This window comes from Planococcus sp. MSAK28401, from assembly GCF_018283455.1.
In the GTDB taxonomy this organism is placed as follows: domain Bacteria; phylum Bacillota; class Bacilli; order Bacillales_A; family Planococcaceae; genus Planococcus; species Planococcus alpniumensis.
This window is the reverse complement of sequence record NZ_JAAMTH010000001.1, coordinates 2,346,234-2,372,848: the sequence shown is the minus strand read 5'-3', so window position 1 is coordinate 2,372,848 and position 26,615 is coordinate 2,346,234. Positions and strand designations below refer to the sequence as shown.

Genomic DNA, 26,615 nt, shown 5'->3' with positions numbered 1-26,615 from the left:
GCAGTATGGGCGCTTTTTTAATAAAAGACATGATGTTATTGCTCCGTGACCGCTCCGAATTATTAATACTGTTGGCGATGCCTTTTTTGCTTATTGCAATTCTTGGATTTTCATTGCGCGGCATTTTTTCAGGGGACCTGGAAGCATTGGAAATGGACATCGCACTTGTTTCAGAAGAGGATGAAGCACAGGAAGTGGCGTCGCTTCAAAGTGACATCGAGGAAATGGGGCTGCCGCCTGGAGAAACACAAGCGTTGAAACAGGCGGCTGAATCGGCCAGTCCGCAAACGATGCTCATCTCGCTGCTGGAAGATGAGAATTTGAGTGAGTTGATAACGGTCGAACGGATGGGCCAGGCGCAGGCGCAAGAAAGCCTGGATGAAGAAACGGTAGATGCCGTCATTACCTTGCCGCAAGGTTTTACGCAAAATTCTTTGAGAAATATGCTATTCGGTGAAAGCAAAAGCGGCGAACTGGAATTGCTGGTAGCGGATTTATCTTCACCGCAAACGGAAGTACTCGAGTCCATCCTCGACGAATTTGTGCGCACCGTAAATTTTGAAGCGTCGATTTCCAGGCTGTCGGGACAGGAGTCGTCAGTGGAAGTATCCGGCGGCATCGAAACGATCACCGCACGTGAGCCGATCACTTCGTTCCAATATTATACAATCGGCATGGCCGTTATGTTCGTACTGTTTGTCGGGTCGACCATTGCCAGACAGGCGAATCTGGAGCAAAAGCAGATGGTCTTCGATCGCATTCGTTTGTCGAACCGCCCACCGCTGTTGTATTTGAGCAGCAAGGCCATCGCTGCAGCGGCAATTGTCACCGTGCAGCTTACTTTATTGTTCGGTTTATCGGCGCTATTGTTCCAGACTTTTGCAGCCGATTCCTGGGCTTTTTGGTCGGGGATCGCCATCATTTCCATCGTACTGGCATTAGCGGTCGGCGGTCTTGCTGCTTTGATGGTCGCTATAACCTTGAGACTTGAAAGCGATGCCGTGCCGGCGATTTTCTCCGGCGGCGTCATTTCCCTAATGGCGTTTGTCGGCGGCAGTTTTATGCCGCTTGACGGCATGCCGGAAATGCTTCGGGCGATCGGCAATTGGACTCCGAATGGAGCGGCGCTGTCTGCCTATTTTTCCTGGCTGCTGGAACCTGAGATCGACCAACTGACAGGTCCACTCATTCGAATTGCAGCCGTGGCAGTAATATTTTTGCTATTGGCACTCGCCATATTTCCGAGAAAGGGGGGAGCGGCATGAAAGCTGTGTTCTTACTGCAATGGCGCCGTTTTTACCGAAAACCCCTGCTCGTTTTGGCGATGTTTGGGCTGACCGTCATTTTCGTCTCCGTCACAGCGGCAGGCGGGCAAAGCGGGCCGCAAATGATACCTGTCTATGCAGATGAATCGATGAATGAGCTGCAAGCGCAAACTTGGCTCGAGCGCTTGAACGGCGAAGATGAATTCCAGTTTGAATTAATGCCCGAATCCGAAGCCCGTTCGTATGTAGCGGAAGGAGACGTCTCGCAAGCCGTCAATTTACTTGAAGCCGATTACCGTTTGCTTGTCGGCAGGGGAGATCCGGCACGGTTTGCCCTGGATTCATTTCTGCGACGCATCTATTCAGAAGAATTGCGTCTCGAAAATGCGGAGCAAACAACGCCAGGAATCAGGGGAGAGATGGAATCTTCTTTGTCCGAGCCGGCGCTGGCGCTAACGGTCGAATCACTGCAAGGTGAGGAAGACAGTTTTCAATACAACGGGCAACTCCAGCTATTGTTCGGCATGACTTTATTCTTTGTCATCTATACAATCATGTTCAGCCTGGTACGCATCGTGGATGAAAAAAGGACGGGGACATGGAGCCGGATGATCATTTCGCCAGTCCGCAAATGGCAGATGTACCTTGGCCATCTGGGCTATAGTTTTTTGATCGGTTTTTCCCAGATCACCCTTATTTTCCTGCTGTTCCGCTTTGCGTTCGGTTTTGAGCTGGGAGACCGATTCTGGTTATTGATCGCCATTGCGGCGTGCTATACATTTTCCATCGTCGCACTTGGGTTGTTGATCATCTCGCTCATCACCAAACCGCAGCAACTCGGGGCCGTTATTCCGATTGTCGCCACGGGGATGGCGATGGTGGGCGGTGCGTTCTGGCCGATTGAGCTGGTGACCAATGAAATCCTGCTCGCGGTATCGAAAGCATTGCCCATCACATACGGATTGCAGGCGTTAACGAGTGTCGCCGTCTACGGAAACGGCCTGCAGGCAGTCGCGATGCCGCTATTGCTGCTGCTTGGTTTCGGCAGCATCTGCATGGCGATTGCCATTCGTTTGATGGAATGGCGAAGTGCTTCATAAAAAAAGAACCGCAGTTGCGGTTCTTTTTTTTAGATAATTTCCCAGTTGCGTTCAGAGGCGAGTGTACGGAGGCGGGCTTCGGGGCGAACAGCGACCGGATTGCCGACAAGCTCAAGGACAGGCACGTCTGACAGGCTGTCGCCGTAAGCATAGCTGTTTTTCCAATCGATTGTCTCATTTCCGAGTGCTTCTAGGATCTTTTCGGTTTTGAGTGGCCCTTGGATATGGATGACAGGTGTCCGATGGGCGAGAATATCCGCTTCGTAGGGGACTTCCGTGCCGATGATTTTCTCGATCGGCAGTTCTTTCGTTACAGCATGCAAAAGTGGCGTGAATGCGCCGGATACGAGCATGCAATAGTCTTCGTTGGAGACGTGTTGCTTTAGGCGTTCGACGACTTCCTGGTTGAAATCATTCTGCATGAGATCTGCGATTTCACCGAAGTATTCTTCGAGCTCTTGTTTTGAAAAGGTTTCGAGTGCTGCGAGATAAGCCTGGACGGAACGTGCACGCATTTTCGCTTCCGGATAAATCTTCAGTTTATGGCCGATATAGGGAGGCATGATGGCACGGTAAAACTTGCGGTATCTGCGGCTATGGATCGGGTGGTTCTTTAGATGGTTCATCATCAATTGAAATGTTTCTTTTGCATACAAAGTGCCATCAAAATCGAATATGGCGACGCGCATAGAATCCCTCCACTCTCATTTTCCTGCTGTTTCCATCATAGCGGAAATCTCCAGTTTTCACCAAGCATGTTTAGCCGTTTTCTTCACAAGGGTATGGAAAAGAAACAATGAAGCTGGAGGGGTAGACATGGCAAAACAACGAATTACGGTCGGTTACGTGGAATTGACGCAAGACGAATCGGACCGCCTGTTTGAACAAGTGAAAAAATCGAGAGACATCGATTCATACGGAGAACTCCAAAGTTTGATGGAAGATTACGATGCGACTGTTGAAGAACCGGTAAAGCAGCCGCTTAAGGAAGTTCTCGATGAAAACGAAGCACCGGAAGAACCTGCGCAGCAAGGCATGCGCTATATCAATATCTTTAACGCCATCGAAGCCGATGAAAGCTATCGCATTGAAGCATCGAACCAGGAATAATCGATAGAAAAGGGAGATCCGATTTCGGATCTCCCTTTTTATTATCTATTCGTCTTTATTATCTATTCGTCTTTATTAGCGATGCAGCGTTCGCATTCGTAGATGATCGATTCGCGGCGTTCCTTGATTTCACAACCGCATTCCCGGCATTCTTTGTGTGTACGCGTCTCATAAGTTTGCATGTTTTTCATAGTGATCTCCTCCAGTTTTTAGTTTAGTTTTTCGTACCCTGGCAGCGTCAAGAATTCAGCAAAATCACTTTGCAAGGTGAGACTTATAAACAACTCGCGGGCTTCCGCGTAGTGTCCGGCATTGTAGCGCTGTTCGCCGACCGCTTGTTTGATCAAAGCATCTTCTTCTTCGATGACTTCGTGGAACAAGCTGACGTCGACTTTACGTCCATCTTCTAAGACGCCTTTCGGATGGCGGATCCATTGCCACACTTGGGAACGGGAAATTTCCGCTGTTGCTGCATCTTCCATCAAATTATTGATCGGTGCAGCGCCGTTTCCGGAAAGCCAAGAGGCGATATATTGGATGCCGACTGAGATATTGGAACGCAGGCCATCTTCAGTGATCGATCCTTCAGGAACTTCGACCAGCTGTTCTGTGGCCACGTGGACATCGTCGCGCTGTTTGTCGATCTGGTTCGGTGTCGGCATGTAGTTGTCAAATTGCTCCATCGCCGTCTGGACCATGCCTGGGTGGGCAACCCACGTGCCATCATGGCCGTCCGTCACTTCACGGCGCTTGTCTTCAGCAACTTTGTTGAAAGCGGCCGTGTTTGCTTCTTCATCGCCCTTGACCGGGATTTGTGCCGCCATGCCGCCCATCGCTGGAGCCCCTCTTCGATGGCAAATTTTGATGCATAGTGAGGTATAGGCTTTCATGAATGGCACGGTCATCGTTACCTGGGCGCGGTCCGGAAAGATATAATCCGGATTGTTGCGCATCCGCTTGATGACAGAAAAGATATAATCCCAGCGGCCGCAGTTGAGGCCGGCGGAATGGTCGCGCAGTTCGTAAAGGATTTCGTCCATTTCGAATGCTGCCATGATCGTCTCGATCAACACCGTCGCCCGGATTGTGCCTTGCGGAATGCCGAGCTCATCTTGTGCAAAGATGAACACATCGTTCCAAAGGCGTGCTTCCAAATGGCTTTCAAGTTTCGGTAAATAGAAGTAAGGGCCAGTGCCGCGGTCTATCAGCTCTTTGGCATTGTGGAAAAAGTAGAGCCCGAAATCGACCAGGCTGCCGGAAGTCGGCTTTCCATCAATGAGTAGATTTTTCTCGGGAAGATGCCAGCCGCGCGGACGTACCATCAACACTGCTGTTTTTTCATTAAGCGTGTATTTCTTGCCGGTTTCAGGAATTTCAAAATCGATTTGCCGGCGAACTGCATCATGCAAATTGACTTGTCCGTCGATGACGTTGTACCAGCTTGGCGCTGTTGCGTCTTCAAGGTCCGCCATGAACATCTTCGCGCCAGAGTTCAGCGCGTTGATGAGCATTTTGCGGTTGGTCGGGCCGGTGATTTCCACTCGGCGGTCTTTCATATCTTCTGGAAGGGGAGCAATCTTCCAGCCCCCTTCACGGATTTCTTTCGTTTCAGGGAGGAAATCAAGCTTTTTGCCGCTATCGAGTTCTTGTTGGCGCACCTGGCGTTTCTCAAGCAATTCGATCCGACGCTTGTCGAAACGAGTGTGCAGCTTTTCAATGAACTCCAACGCTTCGGGAGTCAGGATCTCCTCCATGCCTGGAACTGCTTCACCTGTAATCTGTACATTCGATTTCGTCAGCACACGGATCACCCTTTCACTGTCTGGAATTGCTCGGTTTCAGTCGAGCCTTTCATCGCCGTCGTTGAGCTTGTGCCGCCCGAGACGATTTGTGAGATTTCATCGAAGTAGCTTGTTCCCACTTCGCGCTGGTGACGCGTTGCTGTGTAGCCTTTTGATTCTGAAGCGAATTCAGCTTGCTGCAATTTCGAGTAAGCAGCCATGCCGTTGTCTTTGTAGTCGTGAGCCAGTTCGAACATGCTGTGGTTGAGTGCATGGAATCCTGCAAGTGTAACGAATTGGAATTTATAGCCCATCTTGCCAAGTTCAACTTGGTATTTCGCGATGGTTTCCTCGTCAAGCTTCGCAGCCCAGTTAAATGAAGGTGAGCAATTGTATGCGAGCATCTTGCCTGGGAACTGTGCATGAATGGCATCGGCGAATTGTTGTGCTTCTTCCAAGTTCGGGTGGGACGTTTCGCACCAGATCAAGTCAGCGTATGGTGCGTACGCAAGCCCGCGGGCAATCGCTTGGTCGATGCCTGGGTTTGTGCGGTAGAAGCCTTCCGGTGTGCGTTCGCCGGTGATGAACTGGTGGTCGCGCTCATCGATATCGCTTGTGATCAAATCCGCTGCATCTGCATCCGTGCGGGCGATGATAAGTGTCGGAACACCCATGACGTCAGCTGCAAGTCTTGCAGAGACCAGGTTTTTCACTGCGTTTTGAGTCGGCAGCAATACTTTACCGCCAAGATGTCCACATTTTTTCTCGGAAGCGAGTTGATCTTCGAAGTGAACGCCAGCTGCGCCAGCTTCGATCATCGACTTCATCAATTCGTAGACGTTGAGCGGGCCGCCGAATCCTGCTTCAGCATCTGCGACGATCGGTGCAAACCAGTCGAAGCCTTCTGTGTTTTCAACGCTGTCGATTTGGTCTGCACGTTGAAGGGCACGGTTGATTTTGCGGACAACATCCGGAACCGAGTTAACCGGGTACAAGCTTTGGTCCGGGTACATCTGGCCTGCGGAGTTGGCGTCCGCTGCTACTTGCCAGCCGCTCAAGTAAATTGCCTGAAGCCCGGCTTTCACTTGCTGCACTGCCTGGTTACCGGTAAGTGCGCCGAGCGCGTTGACGAAAGGCATTTCATTGATCTGGCGGTAGAGGCGATCTGCGCCGCGTTTCGCGAGTGTATGCTCGATCATGACCGATCCGCGAAGCTTAATGACATCTTCCGCTGTATATGGACGCTCGATGTTCTCCCAGCGTTTATCTTCCTGCCACGCTTTGTTCAATTCCTCGATTTGCTGTTGTTTGTTTACCATTCCAACCATCCCTTTCCGGAGTGAAAATATTTTTTAATATCAACTGTATTAATACAGTTTGTTTTGATGTATATTAATATATAACAGAATATTCAGCTTGTCTCGAAAAAATGACAAAAGCCGATATGGGCGGATAAGAGACGGAATATTCGGACGAATGGACTTGAAAGGGGAAATGGCTATGGCAAACACTGTATTGGAGCAGGTAGGATTCATTATCGGAGACTGGATTCCGAAAGAGGCATCGATCGCGGTTGCGGCTGACGATCACTATATCTACTATAAAGCCGGCGTCCACGATCTCTCCATTAAAGAAGGGCAGCCAGTATCATCCGGCACCATCGCGGCACGTGTCGCTAAAGAAGGCAGCAAAGTCGAAATGTATGTCGAAGAAGCTGTTCTCGGATCTGCTTATTACGGCATCGGCTATCCGATTACCATCGATCATCGGGATGCTGTGCTTGTCATCACTTTGCCGCCCGATTACGTGGTAGGGAGAAAAAAGCCGCTCGCCTTTTTGACAGGCAAGCAAGATGACAGTTGGCGCCCGATTCCGGTCGAGAAAGTATCCCATATTGAAAGCAGCCAAAAGAAAACCTGGTTCTATGCAGAGGAAGATCCGTATTGTTCAAGCCATACATTGAAGAACCTGAAAGAACAATTGCCTGATTATTTCTTGACCGTCCATCGTTCATTTATCGTTAACGTGCATTATATAGAAGAAATCGCAAAAGACGTCGCCTCGAATTATGTTTTGACTTTGCGCGATGGCTCAACGATTCCCGTCAGCCAAAACTACACAGCCGATGTACGCAGCCGCCTCGGATTTTAATAATCTTTACAATCGGTTCGGCAGGAAATGGGGCAGGCAAGTGGAATACTTTATGCAGAACGTAAAATGAGAGGAAAGGTGGAGGCGGATATGACCATCTGGCCTAAATCCAAGCTCGGCAATATTTCTGTTGTCTTCACAGTCGTTCCGTTATTGTTGGCACTGGTCATCGCCCTTGCCGGCGCATTCCAGAATTTACCGCTCGGAGGGAAGATGTCCGATAATTTGCTTTTGACGTTTCTGTTGCTGATGTCCCTTGCGTCCTTTGTGATTGCACTGCTCTCTGGCATTACTTCGATGTTGATCCGGAGGGAACGTTCCATGGCAGTTATTGCTTCGATTTTCGTTTCCATTATCGCGCTCGCCGTTTCGTGGAGTTGGTGGGTATAAGTTTCTTCTATAAAAAAAGCCGTTGAGAAAGATTCAACGGCTTTTTGCACTTTACGCTATTGTTCTTTATATTGCTTTATTTTCTCAAGCACTTCTTCCTGTTCCTTTTCGGCATCCGATGTAGATGGAATGAAAGGATGTTCGTTGTAATCCATCCGTTTGCCATATCGGAGCATTTCGTAGATAATCATGCCATTATTGGGCATGCCGCCTTGCATTTTCATTGGCACCACATCAAACAATAGGTAAAAAATAGCGTAGAAAACAAATCGATCCCAAAAAGTCATGAATGACTGAAGAACGCCATTGGCAAGGAGCATATTGAGTGACAATGCCAGAACGAGAGTCATCAAGATAGGGCTCCCATATAAAAAAATATAAGCGAATTTATTGTCTCTCTTCAATGAATCGTAAGAAAACCAACTGTACAATTGATAGTATTTGCGCACATCGAATATCCCTATTTTAAAAACGCGCGGGCCAGAGCCGATCGTCAGCCTTGGGTTCTTCACTCCGACAAGGCCGCTGGCAATCAGATATCCCGTTTCCCTTACGAGAATCGTTAATGGCAGTATAATAAAGGCGGAAATCACAAGTGAAATAAAATCAGAAAAACCGAACATCGAATTCTCCTTTCTGTCTTTATTAACAACAAAAAGTATAGAAATAGGATTATTGTGCAAAATAAAAACACCAAAAAGAAGCTTGCACTCTCTTGGCGTTACTCCAGCTCAATCGTCTGGCTCACTCTACCGAATTATTATATTACGGAACAATCAATGTTTGGGCACAGGACGCGGCTCACATTTAAACAATGACCGTATCCTGTTACGGAGAAGAATCAATTCTATTATTTTATGATAGCCACTGATGTAGGCAATGTCAAAATATCCAACACTTATATGCTAAGAATTAGTATAACAAGCCAGTGATTAGGCAATGGACAGAACTCAGCAAAGTACAAAAATAGGCTTCTGTGAAATAAATTGTAAAAATGATGCGATAATAACAAATTAATGATTGTTATTTTCGGTAAAAGGGTACTTAAGTAATGTTAGAAACAAAAATAAAACAGGAAAGTAGGGAGGTAAAATGACTGAACTTCATTTGACACCTGTCCCTCCAGCCAAACAGAAAGAGCCTCAAACGCCGAAAGGGAAAAAACGGCTATCCAAAGTTCTCTTGTCATTTGCTCTAGTCTCGTCCGCAGCAGCGGCAGGCCCTGTCATGTCACCTAGTGCAGCAACGGAAGTGGCCAGCTATTACACAGTCCAAAAAGGGGACACGTTCTACAGCATCGCGAAAAAGTATGGCTTGGTGGTTGAACAACTGATGGCGGCGAACTTCACGACAAGCACCAAAATTATCGTTGGGCAAAAAATTGCCATCCCGCATAAAACTCAACCATGGTCTGGAAACCAGGAAGATTTGAATGCGAGAAATTATCAAGTGGTCAAAGGGGATACGTTGTACTCCATTTCCAAACGGACCGGTGTTTCGATTGACAGCATCAAGCGGTTGAACAACTTGTCATCCGACCTGATCATGGTCGGCCAAGTCTTGACGCTGTACCCGGATGTCGGGGTGATTCACCGGACTTCCGCAACGTATTATGTGAAGTCAGGTGATACGAAATACACGCTTCGCAATAAATTCGGCAACACGGTCACTTTGCCAAGTGGTGAATTGCAGGTGCTCCAGCCGCTTAAAATCACTGGGAAAGTTCTTGAACTTACTACAGAAGAACCTTTCGGGTTAGCGGATGGCCGAGTGATTGAAGTAAAAGTCGGCAATGATTATTATGCGATTAACCTTTATCAAGGAAACGAACCCATCCAGTATTTGGCGGATCGTAATGATCTTAGGCTGACGTTTACGGTCGTTCGGGTAGGCGAGCGTTATGAAATGGTTTCCTATGCGGTTCAAGAGCTGGAATGAAATGGCAGCTAATGTTTAGAAAGCTAAAGAAAAATCACCCGGACCTGGTTGGTCCGGGTGATTTTTTATGGGATGTCTTTCATTTTACGATTGCTGAAGTTCCTGGGCAGAAAAATGCGGCATCTCCGTTTTCTCGCATACGAGGATTTCACGTAGAAACAGTGATTTTTTTGCAATGCAGCGGTCGGTTATTATGAACCCTGCGTTCTCTATCATATGGTCGATCGGGTCGATCGTGACGACGAGCAGTTTTTCAGTAACCGGCAAGGCATGTTTCAGGATTTCCTGTTGTTCATCGGGTGTCGCGTGCGTGTAGAGGTTATAAGGCATGTCAATGATGGCGACATCGTATTGCTCTGTAATGTCGGCAATTGCGCCCAAATCGACCGATCCAGACAAACCGAAGTGCGCTATGTTTTCCCGCGAGCCATCGACGACGAGCGGGTTGATATCCCGGCCAACGATGTCGATCCCCATCGATAAGGCTTCGACTAGCACCGTCCCGATTCCGCAGCAAGGATCGATTGCTTTGATGCCTGTTGGCTCCGGCACGGCAATATTGGCAATGGCACGAGCGGTTTTCGTACTGAGTGCAGTGGAATATTCACGCGGTTTTTGCTGGTGTTTAAACCACACCGATTCACTCAATTGATAGATCCCGAAATGCCAGCGGCCGTCAAATGGAATTAGCCCGAATATGATATCCGGATTGTGGACATCGGCTTTTCCTTTAATGACAAAGCCGATTTGACGCTCCATGTCACGCTTTTTGTCAAAATCCACTTGTTCAGCCGCGTTCAAGCCGTTGATTTTTGGGAAGATCACTTTGAATGTGGAATCCTCCATATCCAATTCTCCAGCCAGTTTTACAATATCAGCAAATTCTGTTGCTTCAAACAAGAGCTCAATCCGTTCCTTGATGAATGGGCTTCGCCCGGGAGCGATGGCGCGACTGCTTTTAATGACTTTTCCGCCAGTGTCCGTTCCAAAAAATGCGCGCATTTCCAATTGGCATAAATCCTTTTCATCTTGATGGTAAGCATAGGTATATATAAATCCACCTGTTGGCGATAATGGTTTCAATTCATCCCGTCCTTCTTGAAGCTATCTCTCTAAACTACATATGACCAGTATACCAATACGAGCGGCACAATGAGTCATCTGCGACATCCAAAAGCCGGCCAGGTGGTACAATCCATTCGTCAAACATAGGATGGGACAATCCTGCACCAAAATACCAACACGTCATAAAGCATTCAATCCATCCTTGTAAACAGCAATAAGGTTTCTTGAGGTTTAGTACAATCCACTCGTCATTTAACTCTCAATTCATGTATTATTGCACGTAGTGGTCAAGTTAACAAAATGTTTTGAGATAGTGTGCTCATGTTCAAACAAAAATGGGACTGCCTTCCATCTAGTTACAAAAGCTAATTAGCATATCCAGCTCACTATAGTATAATTTTTTTTAAAAAAGTAATTGCTAGTTGAAGAAAGGTTGATTCTTTATGAGTATGAGATTAAATAAACGAGTCGAGTCGATTCAGATTTCTGGGATCCGACAATTCGCCAATCAAATACCGGCTTATCCCGAGGCGGTCAATTTGACGATCGGCCAGCCGGATTTCCCCACTCCTGAAGCAGTTAAACAAGCAGGGGTCGAGGCCATCCGCAATGATCAGACAAGCTATACACATAATGCAGGCGCGATGGAACTGCGCCAGGCTGTTCAATCATTTTTCAAAGACAGCTACGGCTTGTCGTACCGTGCAGAAGATGAAATAATCGTCACCAACGGCGCAAGCGAAGGGCTTGATTCCGTATTCCGAACCATTTTGGAAGAAGGCGATGAAGTGATCTTGCCGGCGCCGACTTACCCCGGCTACGAGCCGCTCGTGCAACTATGCGGCGCCACAGTCGTCTACTTGGATACATCTGGAACTGGCTTTAAACCAGATCCACAAGCGCTCGAAGAACTAATTACTGAGCGCACCAAAGCGGTCTTGATGAATTTTCCGTCCAATCCCACAGGCGTCACCATGACGATGGACGAGTTGGACGCTTTAAAAACAGTTTTCGAACGCCACGACCTGTTTATCTTGACGGATGAAATCTATAGTGAAAACACATTCGGTGGTGCTCACTGCACATTCGCCTGCTTTGAGAGCTTGCGAGAGAAAACCATACTCGTGCACGGTTTATCAAAATCCCATTCGATGACCGGGTGGCGTATCGGTTTTATTTTAGGGCCTGTGGAAGTGATGCAGCATGTCTTGAAAGTCCATCAATACAACGCAATCTGTGCCTCGACTCCTTCACAGCATGCTGCGATTGAAGCGCTTGTGCACCAGCGCCAAGTGCCGGCTGAAATGAACAAAGCCTATGTTGAACGGCGTGATTTTGTTTACAAGCGGCTGACGGAGATGGGTATTGAGGTGGTCATGCCGACAGGCGCATTCTATATTTTTCCGTCCATCAAAAAATTTGGTTTAACGTCTTATGACTTTGCCATCCGTTTATTGAAAGAAGGCGGTGTGGCAGCGGTACCTGGATCGGCATTCACTGAATACGGAGAAGGCTTCTTGCGAATTTCTTATGCTTACAGCATGCCGGTATTAAAGCAAGGGATGGACCGTCTGGAAAACTTTATTTCAACACTAAAAAAACAGGTATAGCAGCAATGCCAGCCGGTTTGCGGTGTAAAACCGGCTGGGCTGATTGAAAACTTAGCCAGTGAATTCAACTCGAAATTGTTTGCCTTTTTGTATTTTAATGAGGAATTTAATAGCCATATAATGGGATAAATGAACTGAATTTTTTATTGCACTTCAAGTATATGGAAACTGAAAGGGTGGATTTATAATGGAGCGTTTCTGGGACACACCGGAGAAAATGGAGGATTTGCTGTGCGAGTTGGTCAGCTGGGAAAGTATTTACCTGACTCAAGGGGAAGCGGAATTCCCGGTTAAATTGAAAGGTTTGTTGGGCGAATTGGATTATTTCAAACAGCACCCGGACCAATTGGAGCTCGGCGAAGTCAACTGGGGACGAACGTTTTTGACGGCGCTTTATAAACATGAAGACGCTGTGGATACGGTTGTTCTGATCAGCCATTTCGATACGGTGTCCACTGAGGATTATGGAGTTTTACGCCCATTGGCTTCAAACCCACGCCTGTTGACACGTGCGCTCCATGATTATAAGGAAATGCTCAGTGAAGAAGCACTGGCTGATTTGGAGTCGGGCAATTATTTGTTCGGCCGCGGCACGATGGATATGAAAGCAGGACTCGCTTTGCATATGGCGCTGCTCGAAAAGGCATCGACAGAACAATGGCCGGTCAATCTGGTGTTGTTGACGGTGCCGGATGAGGAAGTCAATTCCAACGGCATGCGCCATGCCGTCCCGTTTCTTTTGGAATTAGCGGAAACGCATCAGCTCGACTATTCCTTGTTTTTAAACGGAGAACCGGTATTCGCCCAGGATCCAAAAGAAAGCGATTTTAAAGTATACAGCGGAAGTATCGGGAAAATCATGCCGAGCGCCTTGTTTTACGGAAAAGAAACGCATGTCGGCGAACCGCTCAGCGGGCTGACTTCGAATTATATGGCTTCCTATTTGACTCAGGAAATGAGCTGGAACCCGAAATTCCGTGAAACGCTTTACGGCGAAACTTCGCCCCTTCCGGTCACAGTCTTGCAGCGTGACGTTAAAATGGAATACTCTGCGCAGACCCCGTATCGCGCGGTGTCCATGTACAATGTTTTCCTGCTCGAACGCAATGCGGAAGAAACGATGCAAATGTTTGAAGAAACGGCTCGTGAAGCACTGGCTAAAATGAGCCATGATTACGTCGAGATGTGTACGCGTGAAGGAATCGAGCCGGTCAACGAAGTGAAAGTTTTCCGCTTCGAAGAGCTGAAAGAATATGCACTTGAGAAACTGGGGGAAAAAGCGGTTGAGCAGATTATGTCCAATGTCACAGAAGATGTGGATCACGATGTGCGCGAACAATCCCACGCCATTACTGATCAATTATTGATTCAATGCCATGAACTGACGCCTGCGGTCATCTTGCTGTTTGCGCCGCCATATTATCCGCCAGTCAATTCGAGTGATTCAGAGCTTGTCCAGAAATGCATTCATCAAGTGCAGGAAACGGCGCTAGAGCGGTTTGGCCTGGAAGTGAAGCAAGGCCATTATTTCAACGGCATTTCCGATTTAAGCTATGTCAATTTCCAAGACCAAAACGAAGGCTGGCAGACGTATGAACAGAACACGCCTGTTTACGGCAGAAGTTATAGCATTCCGTTCGATTCGATGAACAAGCTCAAGGCGCCGGTATTGAATGTCGGTCCATTCGGGCGTGACGCGCATCAGCGTACGGAACGTTTGAATCGCAAGAGTGCATTCGAGGAGCTTCCTGTCCTGCTGGAAGATTTGCTGCTGTCGCAGTTCACGCCGGTATTGTCGAATAAACAAGCATAACTGGGCGCATGCCGGGTAAAGAAGGGCAAAAGGAGCTGATTTCAATGAAAGATGCACAGTTTTTTCATTTTGAAGACGATGGCGCCATCCCGAATAACCCGGAGCTTCCAGTAGTTTTTTATCCCGCTGCATTCAGCGGCAAGACAGAACGAATCGAACAGGCTTTTCAGCAGCATGGCTGGGGCAATACGTGGCAAGGCGGCGTATTCGATTTTCATCATTACCATAGCAACACGCACGAAGCACTTGGAGTGGTGAGCGGATCGGCGCGGCTCCAATTGGGCGGTGAAAGCGGGGAAGAAGTGGAAGTGCAAGCTGGGGATGTCTGCGTTTTACCCGCGGGAACAGGCCATAAACGCCTATCAGCAAGCGATGATTTCCGCATCGTTGGCGCCTATCCCGGAGGTGTGGAATATAATCTGAAAACCGGTGAGCCAGATGAGCGTCCATATGTATTGGAAGATATCCAGAATACGCCGATTCCGAAGACCGATCCTGTTTACGGTGACGAAGGACCATTGCTTTTAGAGTGGAATGCTTGAGGCTGCATAACAAAAAGACGAAGCGCAAGGTGATGACCTCGCGCTTCGTCTTTTTTGTTTAGGGAATTTTACTGGCCGACAAGCGCCGGGGCGAAAAATTCTTTGTACAGTTCATTGAGGATTTTTGCTTCATCTTCTTTTAAGATGCCGAACACCAAGCTGACTTCGGAAGATCCCTGGTTGATCATTTCAATATTCACGTCGGTGCGCGCAAACGCAGCGGCAGCACGGGCAGTCAGGCCTTTATTATTGTTCATTCCTTCGCCGACCAAGACAATCATCGAGAAATCATTGCGGATATGGACATCGTCCGCCTGAAGTTCGTCCTTGACCCGTCCAATGATGCGTCGTTCTTTTTCATCATCGAGCTGATGGCTTCTGAGGATGACTGATAGATTATCGATGCCAGATGGGATATGTTCGTAGGAGATTTCCTCTTCTTCCAGGATTTGCAGCAGCTTTCGGCCGAATCCGACTTCGCGGTTCATTAAATACTTGCCGACATATAAGGTGGAGAAGCCGCTATCTGCGGAGATCCCGGTGACGGGGCGCGGGGAGCTAGCGCGTTCTGCGACAATCATCGTGCCTGGAGCGGACGGATTATTGGTGTTGCGGATGCACAGCGGCACCGACGCCCGGTAGGCAGGCATCAAGGCTTCATCATGAAGGACGGCGAATCCGGCGTAAGACAACTCGCGCATCTCGCGGTAAGTCATCTGCTCGATTTCTACCGGATTATCGACAACTTGTGGATTGGCGGCAAAGACACAGTCGACGTCTGTGAAATTCTCATACAGCTCCGCCTTGACGGCAGCTGCCAGGATCGACCCTGTAATATCGGAGCCGCCCCGATCGAACGTCCGAAGTATTCCGGATTTTGTGTAAGCAAAAAATCCAGGAAAGACGGTGATGGATGGCTTTTGCGCTAAAGAGGCAAGCTGGCCATAGGATTCCGGCAAGGCTTGGGCGCGTTCCGGCGGATCATTGACGAACAAACCAGCTGTGTGCGGATTGACGTACTCCGCCTGCATTCCGATGGATGTGAAGTAGGCAGCGATCAATTTCGCTGAATTGTCTTCTCCTGCCGCTTTGATCGAGTCGATATACAAATCATGCTGGCCGCTGTCTGCACGGAGGCGGCCTGTGAGATCGGCACGGATGATGTCGATGATATCCCGGTCGAGCCCGAGTTCATCGGCAATTTCCGTGTAACGCTCAATGACTGCCTGCAAGGGCTGTTGGATGGATTCGCCCAATAATGCGGCGGACGCGAGACGGATGAGCAGGTCGGTCACTTTTATATCTCCACTATGGCGTTTGCCTGGAGCTGAGACGACCACAATCCGGCGTGCTGGGTCCGCTTTGATGATGCTTGCGACTTTTTTGATTTGCTGTGCGCTAGCGACTGAAGTTCCACCGAATTTGCATACTTTCATCCTATCAAGTCCCATCTTTTTTAATAGTCTGTAAAAAGGGTTGTTTTCGTTAATATATAATACTATAATGTCTCTATGACAAAAACAACTGTTTTTTCACAGTGTACACACCATGGGAGGAATCGTCAATGAGAAATGAAATTTCAATCGGATTATTAGGTTTCGGGACAGTAGGGAGCGGCGTGGCAAAGATTATCCAGCAACATCAGGAAGATCTTCAGCACAAACTCGGCGCCCAAGTCGCGATCCGGAAAGTACTTGTCCGGGATGCCGGGAAAGATCGGCTGTCGGACCTCGATCCGAATGTCTTCACGACAGATATTGAAGAAATCTTGAATGATTCTTCCCTCGACATAATTGTAGAAGTGATGGGCGGCATCGAAGGCGCAAGGGCAGCGATGGAGCAGGCATTGAAATCTGGCAAGCAAGTCGTGACTGCTAATAAGGACGTCATGGCACAATATGGCCACGATTTATTGAAACTGGCGGATGCCGAGAAATGCGATCTCTTCTATGAAGCGAGTGTAGCCGGCGGCATTCCGATTATCCGTACGCTAGAAGACGGACTGGCTTCTGACCGTATCTCGAGCATGATGGGTATCGTCAATGGGACTACGAACTTTATCCTGACAAAGATGAAGCAGGAAAAGAAAAGCTATGAAGATGCACTCGCAGAAGCGACCGAACTCGGGTTTGCGGAAGCCGACCCGACAGCGGATGTCGGTGGCCTCGACGCAGCACGCAAGATGGTCATCTTGTCATCGCTTGCCTATTCGACAGAAGTGAAGCTGGATGATGTCAATATCCGCGGCATGGAAACGATTCAAGACGGTGATGTGGAGATGGGCGAGAGCTTAGGCTATACGATGAAAATGGTCGGCTCTTCGACAAAAGACGAAGATGGCATCGATGTGTCTGTTGAACCGATTTTCCTGGCGAACAGCCATCCTTTGGCTTCGGTCAATAACGAATTCAACGCTGTTTATATTTATGGGGATGCGGTCGGTGAAACGATGCTTTACGGACCAGGAGCAGGATCACTGCCGACTGCGACATCAGTCGTCTCCGATATCATTGCGGCATGCAGGAACTTGCTTCTCGGAGTGAACGGGAAACGCGAACACGCAGCGCAGCATGAACGTGTGATCAAGCCTGCGGATAAAAGCCGTTCGAAATATTTCCATCGTTTGCTGGTGGATGATGTGGTCGGTGTATTGTCCAAAGTGAGCGCCATATACAGCCAGCACGGCGCGAGTATTCAATCGATCGTGCAGAATCCGGGAACCGATGCAAACGAAGGGAAAGCGGAACTTATTTTAAAAACACACGAAATTTCACGCCAACAGCATTTGGATGTCTTGAAAAAACTGGAAGGAATGGCAAGCCTAATTAGTCATTACCGCATTGAAGGAGAGGGTGCAGCATGAGATGGCCTGGACTGATCGAACAATATAAAGAGTGGCTGCCGGTGACGGAAGCTACTCCTTCACTGACATTGCAAGAAGGCAATACACCGCTGATCCATCTTGAAAAGCTATCTGCTGATTGGGGCATCGAGGTCTATGCCAAAATCGAAGGCGCCAATCCGACCGGTTCCTTTAAGGATCGGGGAATGGTCATGGCAGTCGCTAAAGCGAAGGAAGAAGGTAAAAGCGTCCTGGTTTGTGCATCCACAGGAAACACATCGGCTTCGGCAGCTGCATATGGCGCAAGAGCGGGCATGCGGACGATTGTCGTCATTCCGGAAGGCCGCATTGCGCTTGGCAAGTTGGCTCAGGCAAAAATGTACGGTGCAGAAATTTTGGAAATCAAAGGCAATTTTGATGAAGCGCTGGAAATGGTCCGTGAAATCGGCAAATCCCCAGGTATCGCACTCGTCAACTCCGTTAACCCGTACCGTCTTGAAGGCCAGAAGACCATCGCTTTTGAAGTAATCGAGCAACTTGGGAAAGTACCGGACCTGTTCGCGCTTCCTGTTGGTAATGCCGGCAATATTTCAGCTGCTTGGAAAGGCTTTACTGAATACGCCGAACGCACTGGCGAAAAACGCCCTGAACTGCTCGGCGTCCAGGCGGAAGGCGCTTCGCCGATCGTCCAGAACAAAGTCGTGGAGCACCCTGAAACGGTCGCGACGGCGATCCGCATTGGCAACCCGGCAAGCTGGCAATTGGCACTTAACGCACTCGATGAATCGCAGGGCACGATCCTTTCGAGAAGTGATGATAAAATCCTCGAAGCTTACCAGCTGCTCGCCAAGACAGAAGGCGTCTTTGCGGAACCGGCATCTTGCGCATCGATCGCGGGCCTCAAAAAACAAGTCAAAGACGGCCAGATTAAAAAAGGATCGACCGTCGTCTGTGTACTGACAGGAAATGGCCTGAAAGACCCGGCGACAGCAATCGAAGTCAGTAAACAAGACGGCATGCTCGAAGCCGCAAACATGGAACAGTTTTGGGAGGAGTTAAAAAAGGAGGTCAAAGTATGAGCGGTAAAGAATTTTCGATAGCAGTACCTGCATCTACTGCCAACCTGGGCCCCGGATTTGATTCCATCGGACTTGCGCTGGACCTCCATTTAAATATTCACGTGTCGCCTGCCGATTCATGGCAACTTGATTATAAAACAGCAGAATATGCCCATTTGTCCGGTACTGAAGGTAATTTAATCCTGCAGGCGGCTGAACGCACAGCTGCCGCATACGGCAAAGAGTTGCCGGCAGCTAAACTCGAAATCGATACAGATATCCCGCTCGGGCGGGGGCTTGGCAGCAGCGCTTCGGCCATTGCAGCAGGCATTGAATTGGCGAACCGTTTGCTCGATCTGCGTATGTCCGACCAGGAAAAAGTTCAAATCGGCACTGAAATGGAAGGCCATCCGGACAATATCTCCGCTTCACTGCTCGGGGGGCTGACAATTTCCTATTATGATGAAGAGCAGATCGAAACTGTGCATGTCGGACAAGTCGATATCGGGGTCGTGCTATTGATCCCACAGGAGATTTTTCTGACAGAAGAGTCCAGAAGCCTGTTGCCCGAACAGCTTCAACATGCTGAAAGCGTGCGTGGAAGTGCCGCGGCCAATGTGCTTTCTGCAGCGATGGTGCGCGGCGATTGGGAAAAAGCCGGCAAGCTCATGAACAAAGATACGTTCCATCAGCCGTATCGCCAAAATCGCTTCCCGGATTTCAAGGAAATCGGTGAAGCGTGCCAGAAGCTCGGCGCTTATGGATACGCAATCAGCGGAGCGGGCCCGTCCCTCTTCATACCGGTCCGTGCCGGGGATGAAAAACGCATCGGACAAGCGCTCGGCCAGCTATTCCCGCATTATGAAAGCATGGCAATGAAGCCGGCCCGCAGCGGCACCAAATCACATGAAACAGTAGCATAAGAAAAAAGCTCCGGATCCCTTGATCCGGAGCTTTTTCTGCATAGTGTGCAAGTTGTTCACAATTTGATAGAGATATATTTGGTTTCAAGGAATGCATCGAGGCCTTCCTGTCCGCCTTCACGGCCAACGCCGCTTTCTTTCATTCCACCGAACGGGGCTTGTGCAGCCGATGGCAGGCCGTCATTCCAACCGACGATGCCGTATTCCAGGTTCTCGGCCATGAACGTGCCACGTGACATGCTTTCAGTGAAGAAATAAGAAGCCAGTCCGAAACGTGTGTCGTTTGCGAGCTTAACCGCTTCCTCGTCGGTTTTAAAACTCATGATCGGCGCAACAGGCCCGAAGGTTTCTTCGTTCATGACGAGCATATCCTCACTCGCATCAATGAGAACCGTAGGGTTGTAGAAATAAGCATCGTTTTCGGATTGGCCGTCGCCGCCGATCAATACTTTTGCGCCTTTATCGATGGCATCTTTTACGTGGCGCTCGACTTTTTCATAACCGTCTTTGTCGACGAGCGGGCCAATATCTACCCCATCTTCAAGGCCGTTGCCGACTTTCAGTTGACTGGTTGCTTGCTTAAGCTTCTCAGAAAATTCATCGACAATCCCTTCCTGTACGTAAATGCGATTGCCGCATACGCAAGTCTGCCCGGCGTTGCGGAATTTTGAAGCCATGACGCCTTCGACCGCTTTGTCGATATCTGCATCATCGAGAACAATGATCGGCGCATGCCCGCCAAGTTCCAATGACAGGTTCAGCATCGTATCGGCCCCTTGTTTCATCAATTCTTTGCCAATTTCAGTCGAACCGGTAAAAGTGAGCTTGCGGACTGATGGGTGGCTCGTAAACACTTCGCCGATTTGTGAGGCGCTGCCGGTTACCAAGTTGACGACGCCTTTCGGGAATCCGGCTTCTTCCGCCAGCTCGAACATGCGGACCGCTGTGAGCGGCGTCATCTTCGCCGGTTTCGAAACGAACGTGCAGCCAGCTGCGAGGGCAGGCGCAATTTTACGTGCCATCATCGCAGCTGGGAAATTCCAAGGAGTGATGGACGCAACTACACCTACTGGTTGTTTATTGATTTGAATCCGTTTGCCGTCTTTGCTCGCAGGGATAGTCCGGCCGTAAACGCGTTTGCCTTCTTCCGCGAACCAGGAAATGAAGGATGCGGAGTATTCCACTTCACCGATTGCTTCTTTCAGCGGTTTGCCCATTTCCTTCGTCAGGATTTCACCGACTTCTTCTTTATGTTCCAACAGGAGATCATGCCATTTCATCAATAGCTCTGCCCGTTCATAAGCCGTTGTCTTCGACCAGGAAGGAAATGCTGCAGCGGCAGCTTCAACCGCATCAGTCGCTTCCGCTTCGCCGCCATTTGGCACTGTCCCGACTTGTTCACCGGTCGCCGGGTTCATGACTTTAATTGAATCATTGCCTTTATCCGTCCATTCACCATTTATATAATGTTTGCCGTTCATCCAAACTCCTCCTTAAATTATGCTTCTTGTAGTCAATACCTCCCCTGGAAAATGTCTAAACTTTCGCTAGTCTTGCTTAACAGGCGGAGCGCATTTGAATATCGAAAAAAAATTAGCAAAAAGATTTACCAAGCTCATAAAATTAAAGATACGCAATATATCACTATTGGTTGCGCTTCCATTAAAATGAACGTTTGTTCAATTTAAAGTTATTTCAAAATAGTCTATAAATTATATTTCCGAACTCGAAATTCTGTGCTACTATTGCTTAAAACTAATAAGCTTCAGAAAAAACATGTTTTCGTATAATATTTTGAAGCAGAGAGAGGAATGAACAATATGCCCCAAATGTTAGCCTTGGCCATTATGGCTTTCATCCTGTTTATTGGAGAACTGATCTCCATTCGCACGAAAGCTTGGATTCCGTCGATTTTCGTCAGTGGGGTATTGTTCCTGATTGGGTATTGGACATTTTTCCCGGAAGATATCGTGACCATCGGCGGGATTCCGCCAGTCGTCGCCACTTTGCTGATTTATTTGCTGATCACGAATATGGGGACCTTATTGTCGCTGGATGAACTGAAAAAGCAGTGGCGCACGATTTTGATCGCCTTATCCGGAATTTTGGGGATTGTCGTATTTTTGCTTGCGATCGGGACACTGTTGTTTGATTTCCAGACAGTTATCGTAGCCATCCCGCCACTTGTCGGGGGATTGGTGTCGGCATTGATCATGTCGGAAGGGGCGACGGCCGCAGGGCTTCCGACGCTCGCTGTGTTCGCCATTGTCATTTATGTTATCCAAGGGTTTGCAGGCTATCCGCTGACTTCTGTCATGCTAAAAAGAGAAGGCCGTAATTTGCTGCAAAAATACCGCAATAACCAATTGACGGATTACGCACCTTTGGCAGCAGGAACCGCTGAAGAAAAAGTCCAAGACGAAAAACCGAAGTTGTTTGCGGCCTTGCCTGAGAAATACAATACCGATTTCTTCAAATTCTTCCGGCTTGCTTTAGTGGGCTACGCCGCTTATCTGGCTTCAACATTGGCAGCGCCGATTGTGGAAATCAGCCCGTATGTATTGTGTTTATTGTTTGGGGTATTAGCGCGTTCGATCGGATTTTTGGAGCGCCACCCGCTGCAGAAGGCGAATGGCTTCGGCTTTGCGATCATGGCTTTGCTGCTATTCATCTTCGACGGCTTAAAAACGGCGACACCTCAAATGATGCTGGAAATTCTGTATCCGTTAATTGGCTGCATCATTATCGGGCTTGCCGGGATGTATATCTTTTCGTTTATCATCGGAAAAATCCTCAAAGTCAGCAAAGAAATGGCGTTCGCTTGTTCGTTGACGGCGCTTTACGGATTCCCGGCGGATTACATCATCACGGTTGAAGTGATCAACGCATTGACGCAGGACGAAAAAGAACGCGAGATGCTGACTAGCCGCATGCTGCCGCCGATGCTCGTCGCCGGATTCATTACGGTCACCATCGTCTCGGTCATCTTGGCAGGAATCTTTGTCGGTTTCCTGTAAACAATCATTAGGAGGGTTTTGCTGTGATTCTTGAAGCGATCAAAAAAGAAATAGCAAATCATGCAGGGGAATTGGTTGATATCCGTAGAAAATTGCATAGCGAACCAGAGTTGTCTTGGGAAGAGTATGAGACAACGGAATACGTCTTTAGCTATTTGACCGAACTCGGGATCGAATGCCGCAAAACCGAACCGACCGGTGTTATTGGTGAATTGGTTGGCGCCAATCCCGGGAAGACGGTGGCCCTGCGGGCAGACATGGACGCTTTGTCTGTCGAAGAGCTCACTTCGGATTTGCCGTACCGCTCCAAAGAACAAGGGAAAATGCATGCTTGTGGGCATGATGCCCATACAGCGATGTTGTTAATTGCCGCAAAAACGCTCGTTTCGGTCAAAGACCAGCTCGAGGGAACGGTCAGGTTCTTGTTCCAGCCGGCAGAAGAAGTCGCGACAGGCGCACGGGCAATGGTCCAACAAGGCGCGATGGAAGGCGTCGATAATGTATTTGGCATGCACATTTGGTCACAAAGCCCAACCGGGATGGTATCTTGCACAGCAGGGCCATCATTCGCGTCTGCTGATATTTTCAATATCCGATTCACTGGGCGCGGCGGGCATGGTGCCATGCCACAAGCATGCATCGATGCGTCGGTCATGGCGTCTTCGTTTGTCATGAATGTCCAGTCAATCGTCTCAAGAACAATAGACCCGCAGCAGCCCGCAGTCGTCACGGTTGGCAAAATGACGGTCGGCACACGCTTTAATGTCATCGCAGAGAATGCGCTTATTGAAGGCACGGTCCGCTGTTTCGATCCGGAAGTGCGCGACCATATCGAAAAGCAGCTCGAAGTATATGCCAGAAATACTGCCGAGCTTTATGGTGGGACTGCTGAACTGGAATACATCCACGGCACGCAGGCGGTCATCAATGAAGCTGAAAGCGCACAGTTGGCACGTGTAGTGGCAGTAGAAGCTTTCGGGGAAGATGTTTTGTATCATGAAGAGCCGACGATGGGTGGAGAAGATTTCTCGTTCTTTTTGGACGAAGCACCAGGCTGTTTCGCATTGGTCGGAGCGGGGAATCCAGAAAAAGATACGCAATGGGCACATCATCACGGGCGGTTCAATATCGATGAAGAGGCGCTTTCAACCGGTGCGGAATTGTATGCACAATATGCTTATTCTTACTTGAATAAAAAATAATCAAATCGATGGAGGGGCTTATGGGAAATAGCACATTATACGAAGACTTGATCAAGGGATACGATAAGCAATTGGATCATTCGGGAATCAGCGGGGAACGCCTTGCAAAACGCTTGCATGCCTTGTCGGAAATCGGCTACACCGAACCTGGCGGAATCAAACGGCCGGGGTTATCCGGTGAAGAAAAACAAGCCAAGCGATTGGTCAGCTCCTGGATGGAAGAGGCTGGCCTTAGCGTGAGGGAAGATGGTGCCGGAAATGTTTTCGGTTCTTTACCTGGGCAGTCGGATGGCCCTGCTATCGCGTCGGGGTCTCATGTCGACAGCGTACCGAATGGCGGCAATTTTGATGGCCCGCTCGGTGTGCTATCTGCGCTTGAAGTGGTTGAAGCCTGGAAGTCAGTCGGCTTTGTTCCTGAAAAACCCTATGAAGTAGTGATTTTCACCGACGAGGAAGGCTCAAGATTCAACAGCGGCCTGACTGGGAGCCGTGCGATGACGGGGGACATTACCGAACAAGAGATGAAGCAGTTGCGGGATTACAACGGTGAAGGCTTGGAACAAGTTCTTAATTCTTACGGCAGCTCTCTGGATGGATTCCGCAAGTCGGTTAGGGATTTATCGGAGCTGGAGTTGTTCGCAGAAGTGCATATCGAGCAAGGCAAAAAGCTGGAACAAAAAAATCAGCCGGTTGGCATCGTCAACGGAATCGCCGGCCCGGCTTGGATGGAAGTGAAGTTTTCAGGGCAGGCAGGCCATGCCGGCAATACGCCAATGATCGGCAGAACGGATAGTTTGGTGGCAGCCGGTGAATTCGTCAGCCGCTTGCCTGAACTTCCCCCAGCAATCAGTGAGACGGCTGTTGCGACGGTCGGCAAGCTGGACGTATCGCCAAATGGCATTAATGTCATTCCGGAGCAGGTTGTGCTGCACGTCGATGCGCGTGACATCCATAAAGAACCGCGTGACCAACTCGTAGAGCGCATTCGAAGCCTGGCAGAAGAAGTAGCTGGCAAGCACCAGGTCGCTGTTTCACTCCAGCAGAATACAAGCATCACCCCCGTGCCGATCGCGGAAGACCTGCAGCGGGAAATTTCGGCGGTGTTAGAACAGCAAGGAATTGAACCGGCGCGGATCCCAAGCGGGGCAGGACATGACGCCATGATCGTCGGGCGCCACATTCCGGTTGCAATGTTATTTGTTCGCAGCAAGGAAGGCATCAGCCACAATCCAAAAGAATGGTCCTCCTTATCTGATTGCGTTCACGGAGTTCATGCTCTGAAAGCGTTCATTGAGTCGAGAATGAAAAAAGCATAAGTGATTTTTTCAAAAGACAGAGCAGATGCCTCTGTCTTTTTTTATGCAAGTATATTTGAAATATATGGATGAAGAGATCCTTATTATGGAATTTTCAGGTTAAATTGATATAGAGTGTATATTTACCAGTAAATCGGGTATATAAAACGTAAGTAATGATCCTAAAGACGGTACGGAGGTGATGAACGTGAAAGCAGTTGAGAACAATGCTTCTAATAATGCGCGCCCGTTTTCTGAAGAAAAAATTCTAAAGGAATGCCGCCATTATTTTTCATCGGAAACTGCTCGAACAGCAGAAATCGCTGAGAGATTTATGGAATATTTTATTCGAAATGCTTCTTCTGAAGGTGTTCTTTTCAAAACGATCAAAGAAATCACACACGATTTGAATATTTCTCACCAAACCTTGACCAAAGTGCTGAAACGGCTCGAGGAAGAAGAGATTATTTATAGAAGAAACGGAATCATTGGTTTGTGGCAGGAATAATTGAAGCGATCTGAAAAATCAGTTTAGCGAAGACTGGCGGATATTCCGCCAGTCTTTTTTTATGCCGATTTTTACAACATTTTAAAATAAAATTTTGGTTATAAGGAGAATTGTCTTTCGTATTGGGTATATATAATTATGCCGGTTTATATTAGATGAAATATATTTCCATATAAAGCCTATTTACTTATATTTATTAAAATTTTTTATGTAAATACGCTTTAAAGTGTAGAATGAACCAAAGAAGTGTGATATAAAGGTACTATAATAATCTGAATTTTTAGATAGGAAGATCGATAATGCTTAGCGAGGAGGATGGGAAATGGGGGAACAACTAATCGGCCGTCGACTTTTAGCATGCATCAGCCGAAATTTCGTGCTGGTAGCCGGTACAACGGTAGCTACAGTTTTTGCCGTATGGCTTGTGTCAGTCTTTATCTATGAACCAGAATACATGGCAACAAGCCAAGTATTTGTCGAACCGCTAAAATCCGATACCATTCATGGAGAGGCTTTAGTCACATCCGACTATCAAACTTTGGAAGCTTATCAAGTTTTAGCAAAAAGCCCGGCTGTCCTATCTCAAGTTTTAGAAAATACAGCTAGCCGCTATTCGATGGCCGAACTTCATAATCGCATAACCATCAATCGGCCGGAAAATTCCCAAGTTCTTAATATCGTTGTCTCTGCAGAAAATAAAAATGAAGCTGCTGCCATAGCGAACGCCATTGCCTTCAGTTTACAAGAAGAAGTAGAACACTTATTGAAAGTTGATAACGTGAGCATCATCTTAAAAGCAGACACATCCCAGGGCGCACTTGAAGAAAATAGCAGTTTGAGCGTCCTGTTGTCTCTTGCAGCCGTTGCCGGGCTAGTCGCTGGAGTCCTTCTAAGCCTGACGTTCGAGTTGCTGGGTGTTTTACGGCGATACGGCCAGTTTGGCAGAAAGAAAAGCGCACATTTACAAACTGTCTTCAAATAAGCAGCAGTTAAAGCAGAGGTGAG

At 48.3% G+C, this 26,615-nt stretch carries 25 protein-coding genes; 17 read left to right on the top strand and 8 right to left on the bottom strand.

What is annotated here, in order from left to right; translation table 11 throughout:
• The first annotated feature begins 5 nt into the window (after positions 1 to 5).
• On the top strand, positions 6 to 1,265 hold the full coding sequence (locus tag G3255_RS12095; protein WP_211654685.1) for an ABC transporter permease: 1,260 nt from the start codon (positions 6 to 8) through the stop codon (positions 1,263 to 1,265).
• Positions 1,262 to 2,365 carry an ABC transporter permease gene (locus G3255_RS12090; protein ID WP_211654684.1) on the top strand — a complete coding sequence of 368 codons (1,104 nt, stop codon included), beginning with the start codon at positions 1,262 to 1,264 and terminating at the stop codon, positions 2,363 to 2,365. Before G3255_RS12095 ends, G3255_RS12090 begins: the two co-directional genes overlap by 4 nt.
• 29 nt (positions 2,366 to 2,394) lie before the next feature.
• Here G3255_RS12090 and G3255_RS12085 read toward each other — a convergent pair whose 3' ends face one another.
• Positions 2,395 to 3,054, bottom strand: coding sequence for an HAD family hydrolase (locus G3255_RS12085; RefSeq protein ID WP_211654683.1), 660 nt, complete (start codon positions 3,052 to 3,054; stop codon positions 2,395 to 2,397).
• Positions 3,055 to 3,181: 127 nt separating this feature from the next.
• On the opposite strand from G3255_RS12085, the gene G3255_RS12080 reads away from it, so the two are divergent.
• Complete coding sequence (locus G3255_RS12080; protein ID WP_211654682.1) at positions 3,182 to 3,475, top strand: hypothetical protein; 294 nt, start codon at positions 3,182 to 3,184, stop codon at positions 3,473 to 3,475.
• A gap of 62 nt (positions 3,476 to 3,537) precedes the next feature.
• On the opposite strand, the gene G3255_RS12075 is transcribed toward G3255_RS12080, so the two are convergent.
• Genes G3255_RS12075 through aceA form a run of 3 tightly spaced genes read right to left on the bottom strand, consistent with a single transcriptional unit; the run spans position 3,538 to position 6,575 of the window.
• Entirely contained in the window at positions 3,538 to 3,666 is a 129-nt protein-coding gene (locus tag G3255_RS12075; RefSeq protein WP_211654681.1) for a YhfH family protein, read from the bottom strand.
• Positions 3,667 to 3,684: 18 nt separating this feature from the next.
• Positions 3,685 to 5,286 carry a malate synthase A gene (gene aceB, locus G3255_RS12070; RefSeq protein WP_442757080.1) on the bottom strand — a complete coding sequence of 534 codons (1,602 nt, stop codon included), beginning with the start codon at positions 5,284 to 5,286 and terminating at the stop codon, positions 3,685 to 3,687.
• Complete coding sequence (aceA, locus tag G3255_RS12065) at positions 5,283 to 6,575, bottom strand: isocitrate lyase (RefSeq protein WP_211654679.1); 1,293 nt, start codon at positions 6,573 to 6,575, stop codon at positions 5,283 to 5,285. Before aceA ends, aceB begins: the two co-directional genes overlap by 4 nt.
• 181 nt (positions 6,576 to 6,756) lie before the next feature.
• Here aceA and G3255_RS12060 point away from each other — a divergent pair, with 181 nt between their 5' ends.
• Positions 6,757 to 7,407 (top strand): LytTR family DNA-binding domain-containing protein, encoded by a 651-nt coding sequence (locus tag G3255_RS12060; protein ID WP_211654678.1) that lies wholly within the window; start codon positions 6,757 to 6,759, stop codon positions 7,405 to 7,407.
• A gap of 90 nt (positions 7,408 to 7,497) precedes the next feature.
• Positions 7,498 to 7,797: a hypothetical protein gene (locus G3255_RS12055; RefSeq protein WP_211654677.1), complete on the top strand. Its 300-nt coding sequence runs from the start codon at positions 7,498 to 7,500 to the stop codon at positions 7,795 to 7,797.
• 56 nt (positions 7,798 to 7,853) lie between these two features.
• On the opposite strand, the gene G3255_RS12050 is transcribed toward G3255_RS12055, so the two are convergent.
• Positions 7,854 to 8,420, bottom strand: a complete 567-nt coding sequence (locus tag G3255_RS12050) for a hypothetical protein (RefSeq protein WP_211654676.1) — start codon at positions 8,418 to 8,420, stop codon at positions 7,854 to 7,856.
• Between the two features lie 469 nt (positions 8,421 to 8,889).
• Between G3255_RS12050 and G3255_RS12045 the strand changes: the two genes are divergently transcribed.
• A complete protein-coding gene (locus G3255_RS12045) occupies positions 8,890 to 9,735 on the top strand; it encodes a lytic transglycosylase (protein WP_211654675.1) in 846 nt (281 codons plus the stop codon).
• A gap of 84 nt (positions 9,736 to 9,819) precedes the next feature.
• On the opposite strand, the gene G3255_RS12040 is transcribed toward G3255_RS12045, so the two are convergent.
• Positions 9,820 to 10,818: a TRM11 family SAM-dependent methyltransferase gene (locus G3255_RS12040; protein ID WP_249222117.1), complete on the bottom strand. Its 999-nt coding sequence runs from the start codon at positions 10,816 to 10,818 to the stop codon at positions 9,820 to 9,822.
• A 425-nt stretch (positions 10,819 to 11,243) separates the two neighbouring features.
• On the opposite strand from G3255_RS12040, the gene G3255_RS12035 reads away from it, so the two are divergent.
• The 3 genes from G3255_RS12035 to G3255_RS12025 all read left to right on the top strand — a co-directional run bounded on the left by G3255_RS12035 (position 11,244) and on the right by G3255_RS12025 (position 14,765).
• Complete coding sequence (locus G3255_RS12035) at positions 11,244 to 12,410, top strand: aminotransferase class I/II-fold pyridoxal phosphate-dependent enzyme (RefSeq protein ID WP_211654674.1); 1,167 nt, start codon at positions 11,244 to 11,246, stop codon at positions 12,408 to 12,410.
• Positions 12,411 to 12,597: 187 nt separating this feature from the next.
• Positions 12,598 to 14,223: a M20/M25/M40 family metallo-hydrolase gene (locus G3255_RS12030; RefSeq protein ID WP_211654673.1), complete on the top strand. Its 1,626-nt coding sequence runs from the start codon at positions 12,598 to 12,600 to the stop codon at positions 14,221 to 14,223.
• 44 nt (positions 14,224 to 14,267) lie between these two features.
• On the top strand, positions 14,268 to 14,765 hold the full coding sequence (locus tag G3255_RS12025) for a cupin domain-containing protein (RefSeq protein ID WP_211654672.1): 498 nt from the start codon (positions 14,268 to 14,270) through the stop codon (positions 14,763 to 14,765).
• Between the two features lie 68 nt (positions 14,766 to 14,833).
• Here G3255_RS12025 and G3255_RS12020 read toward each other — a convergent pair whose 3' ends face one another.
• Positions 14,834 to 16,201, bottom strand: coding sequence for an aspartate kinase (locus G3255_RS12020; protein WP_211654671.1), 1,368 nt, complete (start codon positions 16,199 to 16,201; stop codon positions 14,834 to 14,836).
• A 128-nt stretch (positions 16,202 to 16,329) separates the two neighbouring features.
• Between G3255_RS12020 and G3255_RS12015 the strand changes: the two genes are divergently transcribed.
• From G3255_RS12015 to thrB, 3 genes are read left to right on the top strand one after another with little or no spacing between them, the layout of a single operon-like run.
• The gene (locus G3255_RS12015; RefSeq protein ID WP_211654670.1) at positions 16,330 to 17,628 is read left to right on the top strand and encodes a homoserine dehydrogenase; all 1,299 of its coding nucleotides are present in this window, start codon (positions 16,330 to 16,332) and stop codon (positions 17,626 to 17,628) included.
• The gene (thrC, locus tag G3255_RS12010) at positions 17,625 to 18,686 is read left to right on the top strand and encodes a threonine synthase (RefSeq protein WP_211654669.1); all 1,062 of its coding nucleotides are present in this window, start codon (positions 17,625 to 17,627) and stop codon (positions 18,684 to 18,686) included. Before G3255_RS12015 ends, thrC begins: the two co-directional genes overlap by 4 nt.
• Complete coding sequence (thrB, locus tag G3255_RS12005; protein WP_211654668.1) at positions 18,683 to 19,588, top strand: homoserine kinase; 906 nt, start codon at positions 18,683 to 18,685, stop codon at positions 19,586 to 19,588. The genes thrC and thrB overlap by 4 nt, the downstream gene beginning before the upstream one ends.
• Positions 19,589 to 19,644: 56 nt before the next feature.
• Here thrB and G3255_RS12000 read toward each other — a convergent pair whose 3' ends face one another.
• On the bottom strand, positions 19,645 to 21,069 hold the full coding sequence (locus tag G3255_RS12000; RefSeq protein ID WP_211654667.1) for an NAD-dependent succinate-semialdehyde dehydrogenase: 1,425 nt from the start codon (positions 21,067 to 21,069) through the stop codon (positions 19,645 to 19,647).
• A 339-nt stretch (positions 21,070 to 21,408) separates the two neighbouring features.
• Between G3255_RS12000 and G3255_RS11995 the strand changes: the two genes are divergently transcribed.
• The 5 genes from G3255_RS11995 (at position 21,409) to G3255_RS11975 (ending at position 26,592) form a co-directional block, all read left to right on the top strand.
• Positions 21,409 to 22,605 carry a hypothetical protein gene (locus G3255_RS11995; protein ID WP_211654666.1) on the top strand — a complete coding sequence of 399 codons (1,197 nt, stop codon included), beginning with the start codon at positions 21,409 to 21,411 and terminating at the stop codon, positions 22,603 to 22,605.
• Between the two features lie 23 nt (positions 22,606 to 22,628).
• Positions 22,629 to 23,807, top strand: a complete 1,179-nt coding sequence (locus tag G3255_RS11990) for an amidohydrolase (RefSeq protein ID WP_211654665.1) — start codon at positions 22,629 to 22,631, stop codon at positions 23,805 to 23,807.
• Between the two features lie 20 nt (positions 23,808 to 23,827).
• On the top strand, positions 23,828 to 25,123 hold the full coding sequence (locus G3255_RS11985; protein WP_211654664.1) for a M20 family metallo-hydrolase: 1,296 nt from the start codon (positions 23,828 to 23,830) through the stop codon (positions 25,121 to 25,123).
• Between the two features lie 187 nt (positions 25,124 to 25,310).
• Positions 25,311 to 25,610 (top strand): MarR family transcriptional regulator, encoded by a 300-nt coding sequence (locus G3255_RS20305; protein ID WP_058383334.1) that lies wholly within the window; start codon positions 25,311 to 25,313, stop codon positions 25,608 to 25,610.
• Between the two features lie 322 nt (positions 25,611 to 25,932).
• On the top strand, positions 25,933 to 26,592 hold the full coding sequence (locus G3255_RS11975) for a YveK family protein (RefSeq protein WP_211654663.1): 660 nt from the start codon (positions 25,933 to 25,935) through the stop codon (positions 26,590 to 26,592).
• Positions 26,593 to 26,615 lie beyond the last annotated feature (23 nt).

What these genes read in the sequence shown, in the direction of transcription:
- G3255_RS12095 (WP_211654685.1), top strand. Translation starts at nt 6, where the DNA reads ATGGGCGCTTTTTTAATAAAAGACATGATGTTATTGCTCCGTGACCGC.
- G3255_RS12090 (WP_211654684.1), top strand. Translation starts at nt 1,262, where the DNA reads ATGAAAGCTGTGTTCTTACTGCAATGGCGCCGTTTTTACCGAAAACCC.
- G3255_RS12085 (WP_211654683.1), bottom strand. Translation starts at nt 3,054, where the DNA reads ATGCGCGTCGCCATATTCGATTTTGATGGCACTTTGTATGCAAAAGAA.
- G3255_RS12080 (WP_211654682.1), top strand. Translation starts at nt 3,182, where the DNA reads ATGGCAAAACAACGAATTACGGTCGGTTACGTGGAATTGACGCAAGAC.
- G3255_RS12075 (WP_211654681.1), bottom strand. Translation starts at nt 3,666, where the DNA reads ATGAAAAACATGCAAACTTATGAGACGCGTACACACAAAGAATGCCGG.
- aceA (WP_211654679.1), bottom strand. Translation starts at nt 6,575, where the DNA reads ATGGTAAACAAACAACAGCAAATCGAGGAATTGAACAAAGCGTGGCAG.
- G3255_RS12060 (WP_211654678.1), top strand. Translation starts at nt 6,757, where the DNA reads ATGGCAAACACTGTATTGGAGCAGGTAGGATTCATTATCGGAGACTGG.
- G3255_RS12055 (WP_211654677.1), top strand. Translation starts at nt 7,498, where the DNA reads ATGACCATCTGGCCTAAATCCAAGCTCGGCAATATTTCTGTTGTCTTC.
- G3255_RS12050 (WP_211654676.1), bottom strand. Translation starts at nt 8,420, where the DNA reads ATGTTCGGTTTTTCTGATTTTATTTCACTTGTGATTTCCGCCTTTATT.
- G3255_RS12045 (WP_211654675.1), top strand. Translation starts at nt 8,890, where the DNA reads ATGACTGAACTTCATTTGACACCTGTCCCTCCAGCCAAACAGAAAGAG.
- G3255_RS12035 (WP_211654674.1), top strand. Translation starts at nt 11,244, where the DNA reads ATGAGTATGAGATTAAATAAACGAGTCGAGTCGATTCAGATTTCTGGG.
- G3255_RS12030 (WP_211654673.1), top strand. Translation starts at nt 12,598, where the DNA reads ATGGAGCGTTTCTGGGACACACCGGAGAAAATGGAGGATTTGCTGTGC.
- G3255_RS12025 (WP_211654672.1), top strand. Translation starts at nt 14,268, where the DNA reads ATGAAAGATGCACAGTTTTTTCATTTTGAAGACGATGGCGCCATCCCG.
- G3255_RS12020 (WP_211654671.1), bottom strand. Translation starts at nt 16,201, where the DNA reads ATGAAAGTATGCAAATTCGGTGGAACTTCAGTCGCTAGCGCACAGCAA.
- G3255_RS12015 (WP_211654670.1), top strand. Translation starts at nt 16,330, where the DNA reads ATGAGAAATGAAATTTCAATCGGATTATTAGGTTTCGGGACAGTAGGG.
- thrC (WP_211654669.1), top strand. Translation starts at nt 17,625, where the DNA reads ATGAGATGGCCTGGACTGATCGAACAATATAAAGAGTGGCTGCCGGTG.
- thrB (WP_211654668.1), top strand. Translation starts at nt 18,683, where the DNA reads ATGAGCGGTAAAGAATTTTCGATAGCAGTACCTGCATCTACTGCCAAC.
- G3255_RS12000 (WP_211654667.1), bottom strand. Translation starts at nt 21,069, where the DNA reads ATGAACGGCAAACATTATATAAATGGTGAATGGACGGATAAAGGCAAT.
- G3255_RS11995 (WP_211654666.1), top strand. Translation starts at nt 21,409, where the DNA reads ATGCCCCAAATGTTAGCCTTGGCCATTATGGCTTTCATCCTGTTTATT.
- G3255_RS11985 (WP_211654664.1), top strand. Translation starts at nt 23,828, where the DNA reads ATGGGAAATAGCACATTATACGAAGACTTGATCAAGGGATACGATAAG.
- G3255_RS11975 (WP_211654663.1), top strand. Translation starts at nt 25,933, where the DNA reads ATGGGGGAACAACTAATCGGCCGTCGACTTTTAGCATGCATCAGCCGA.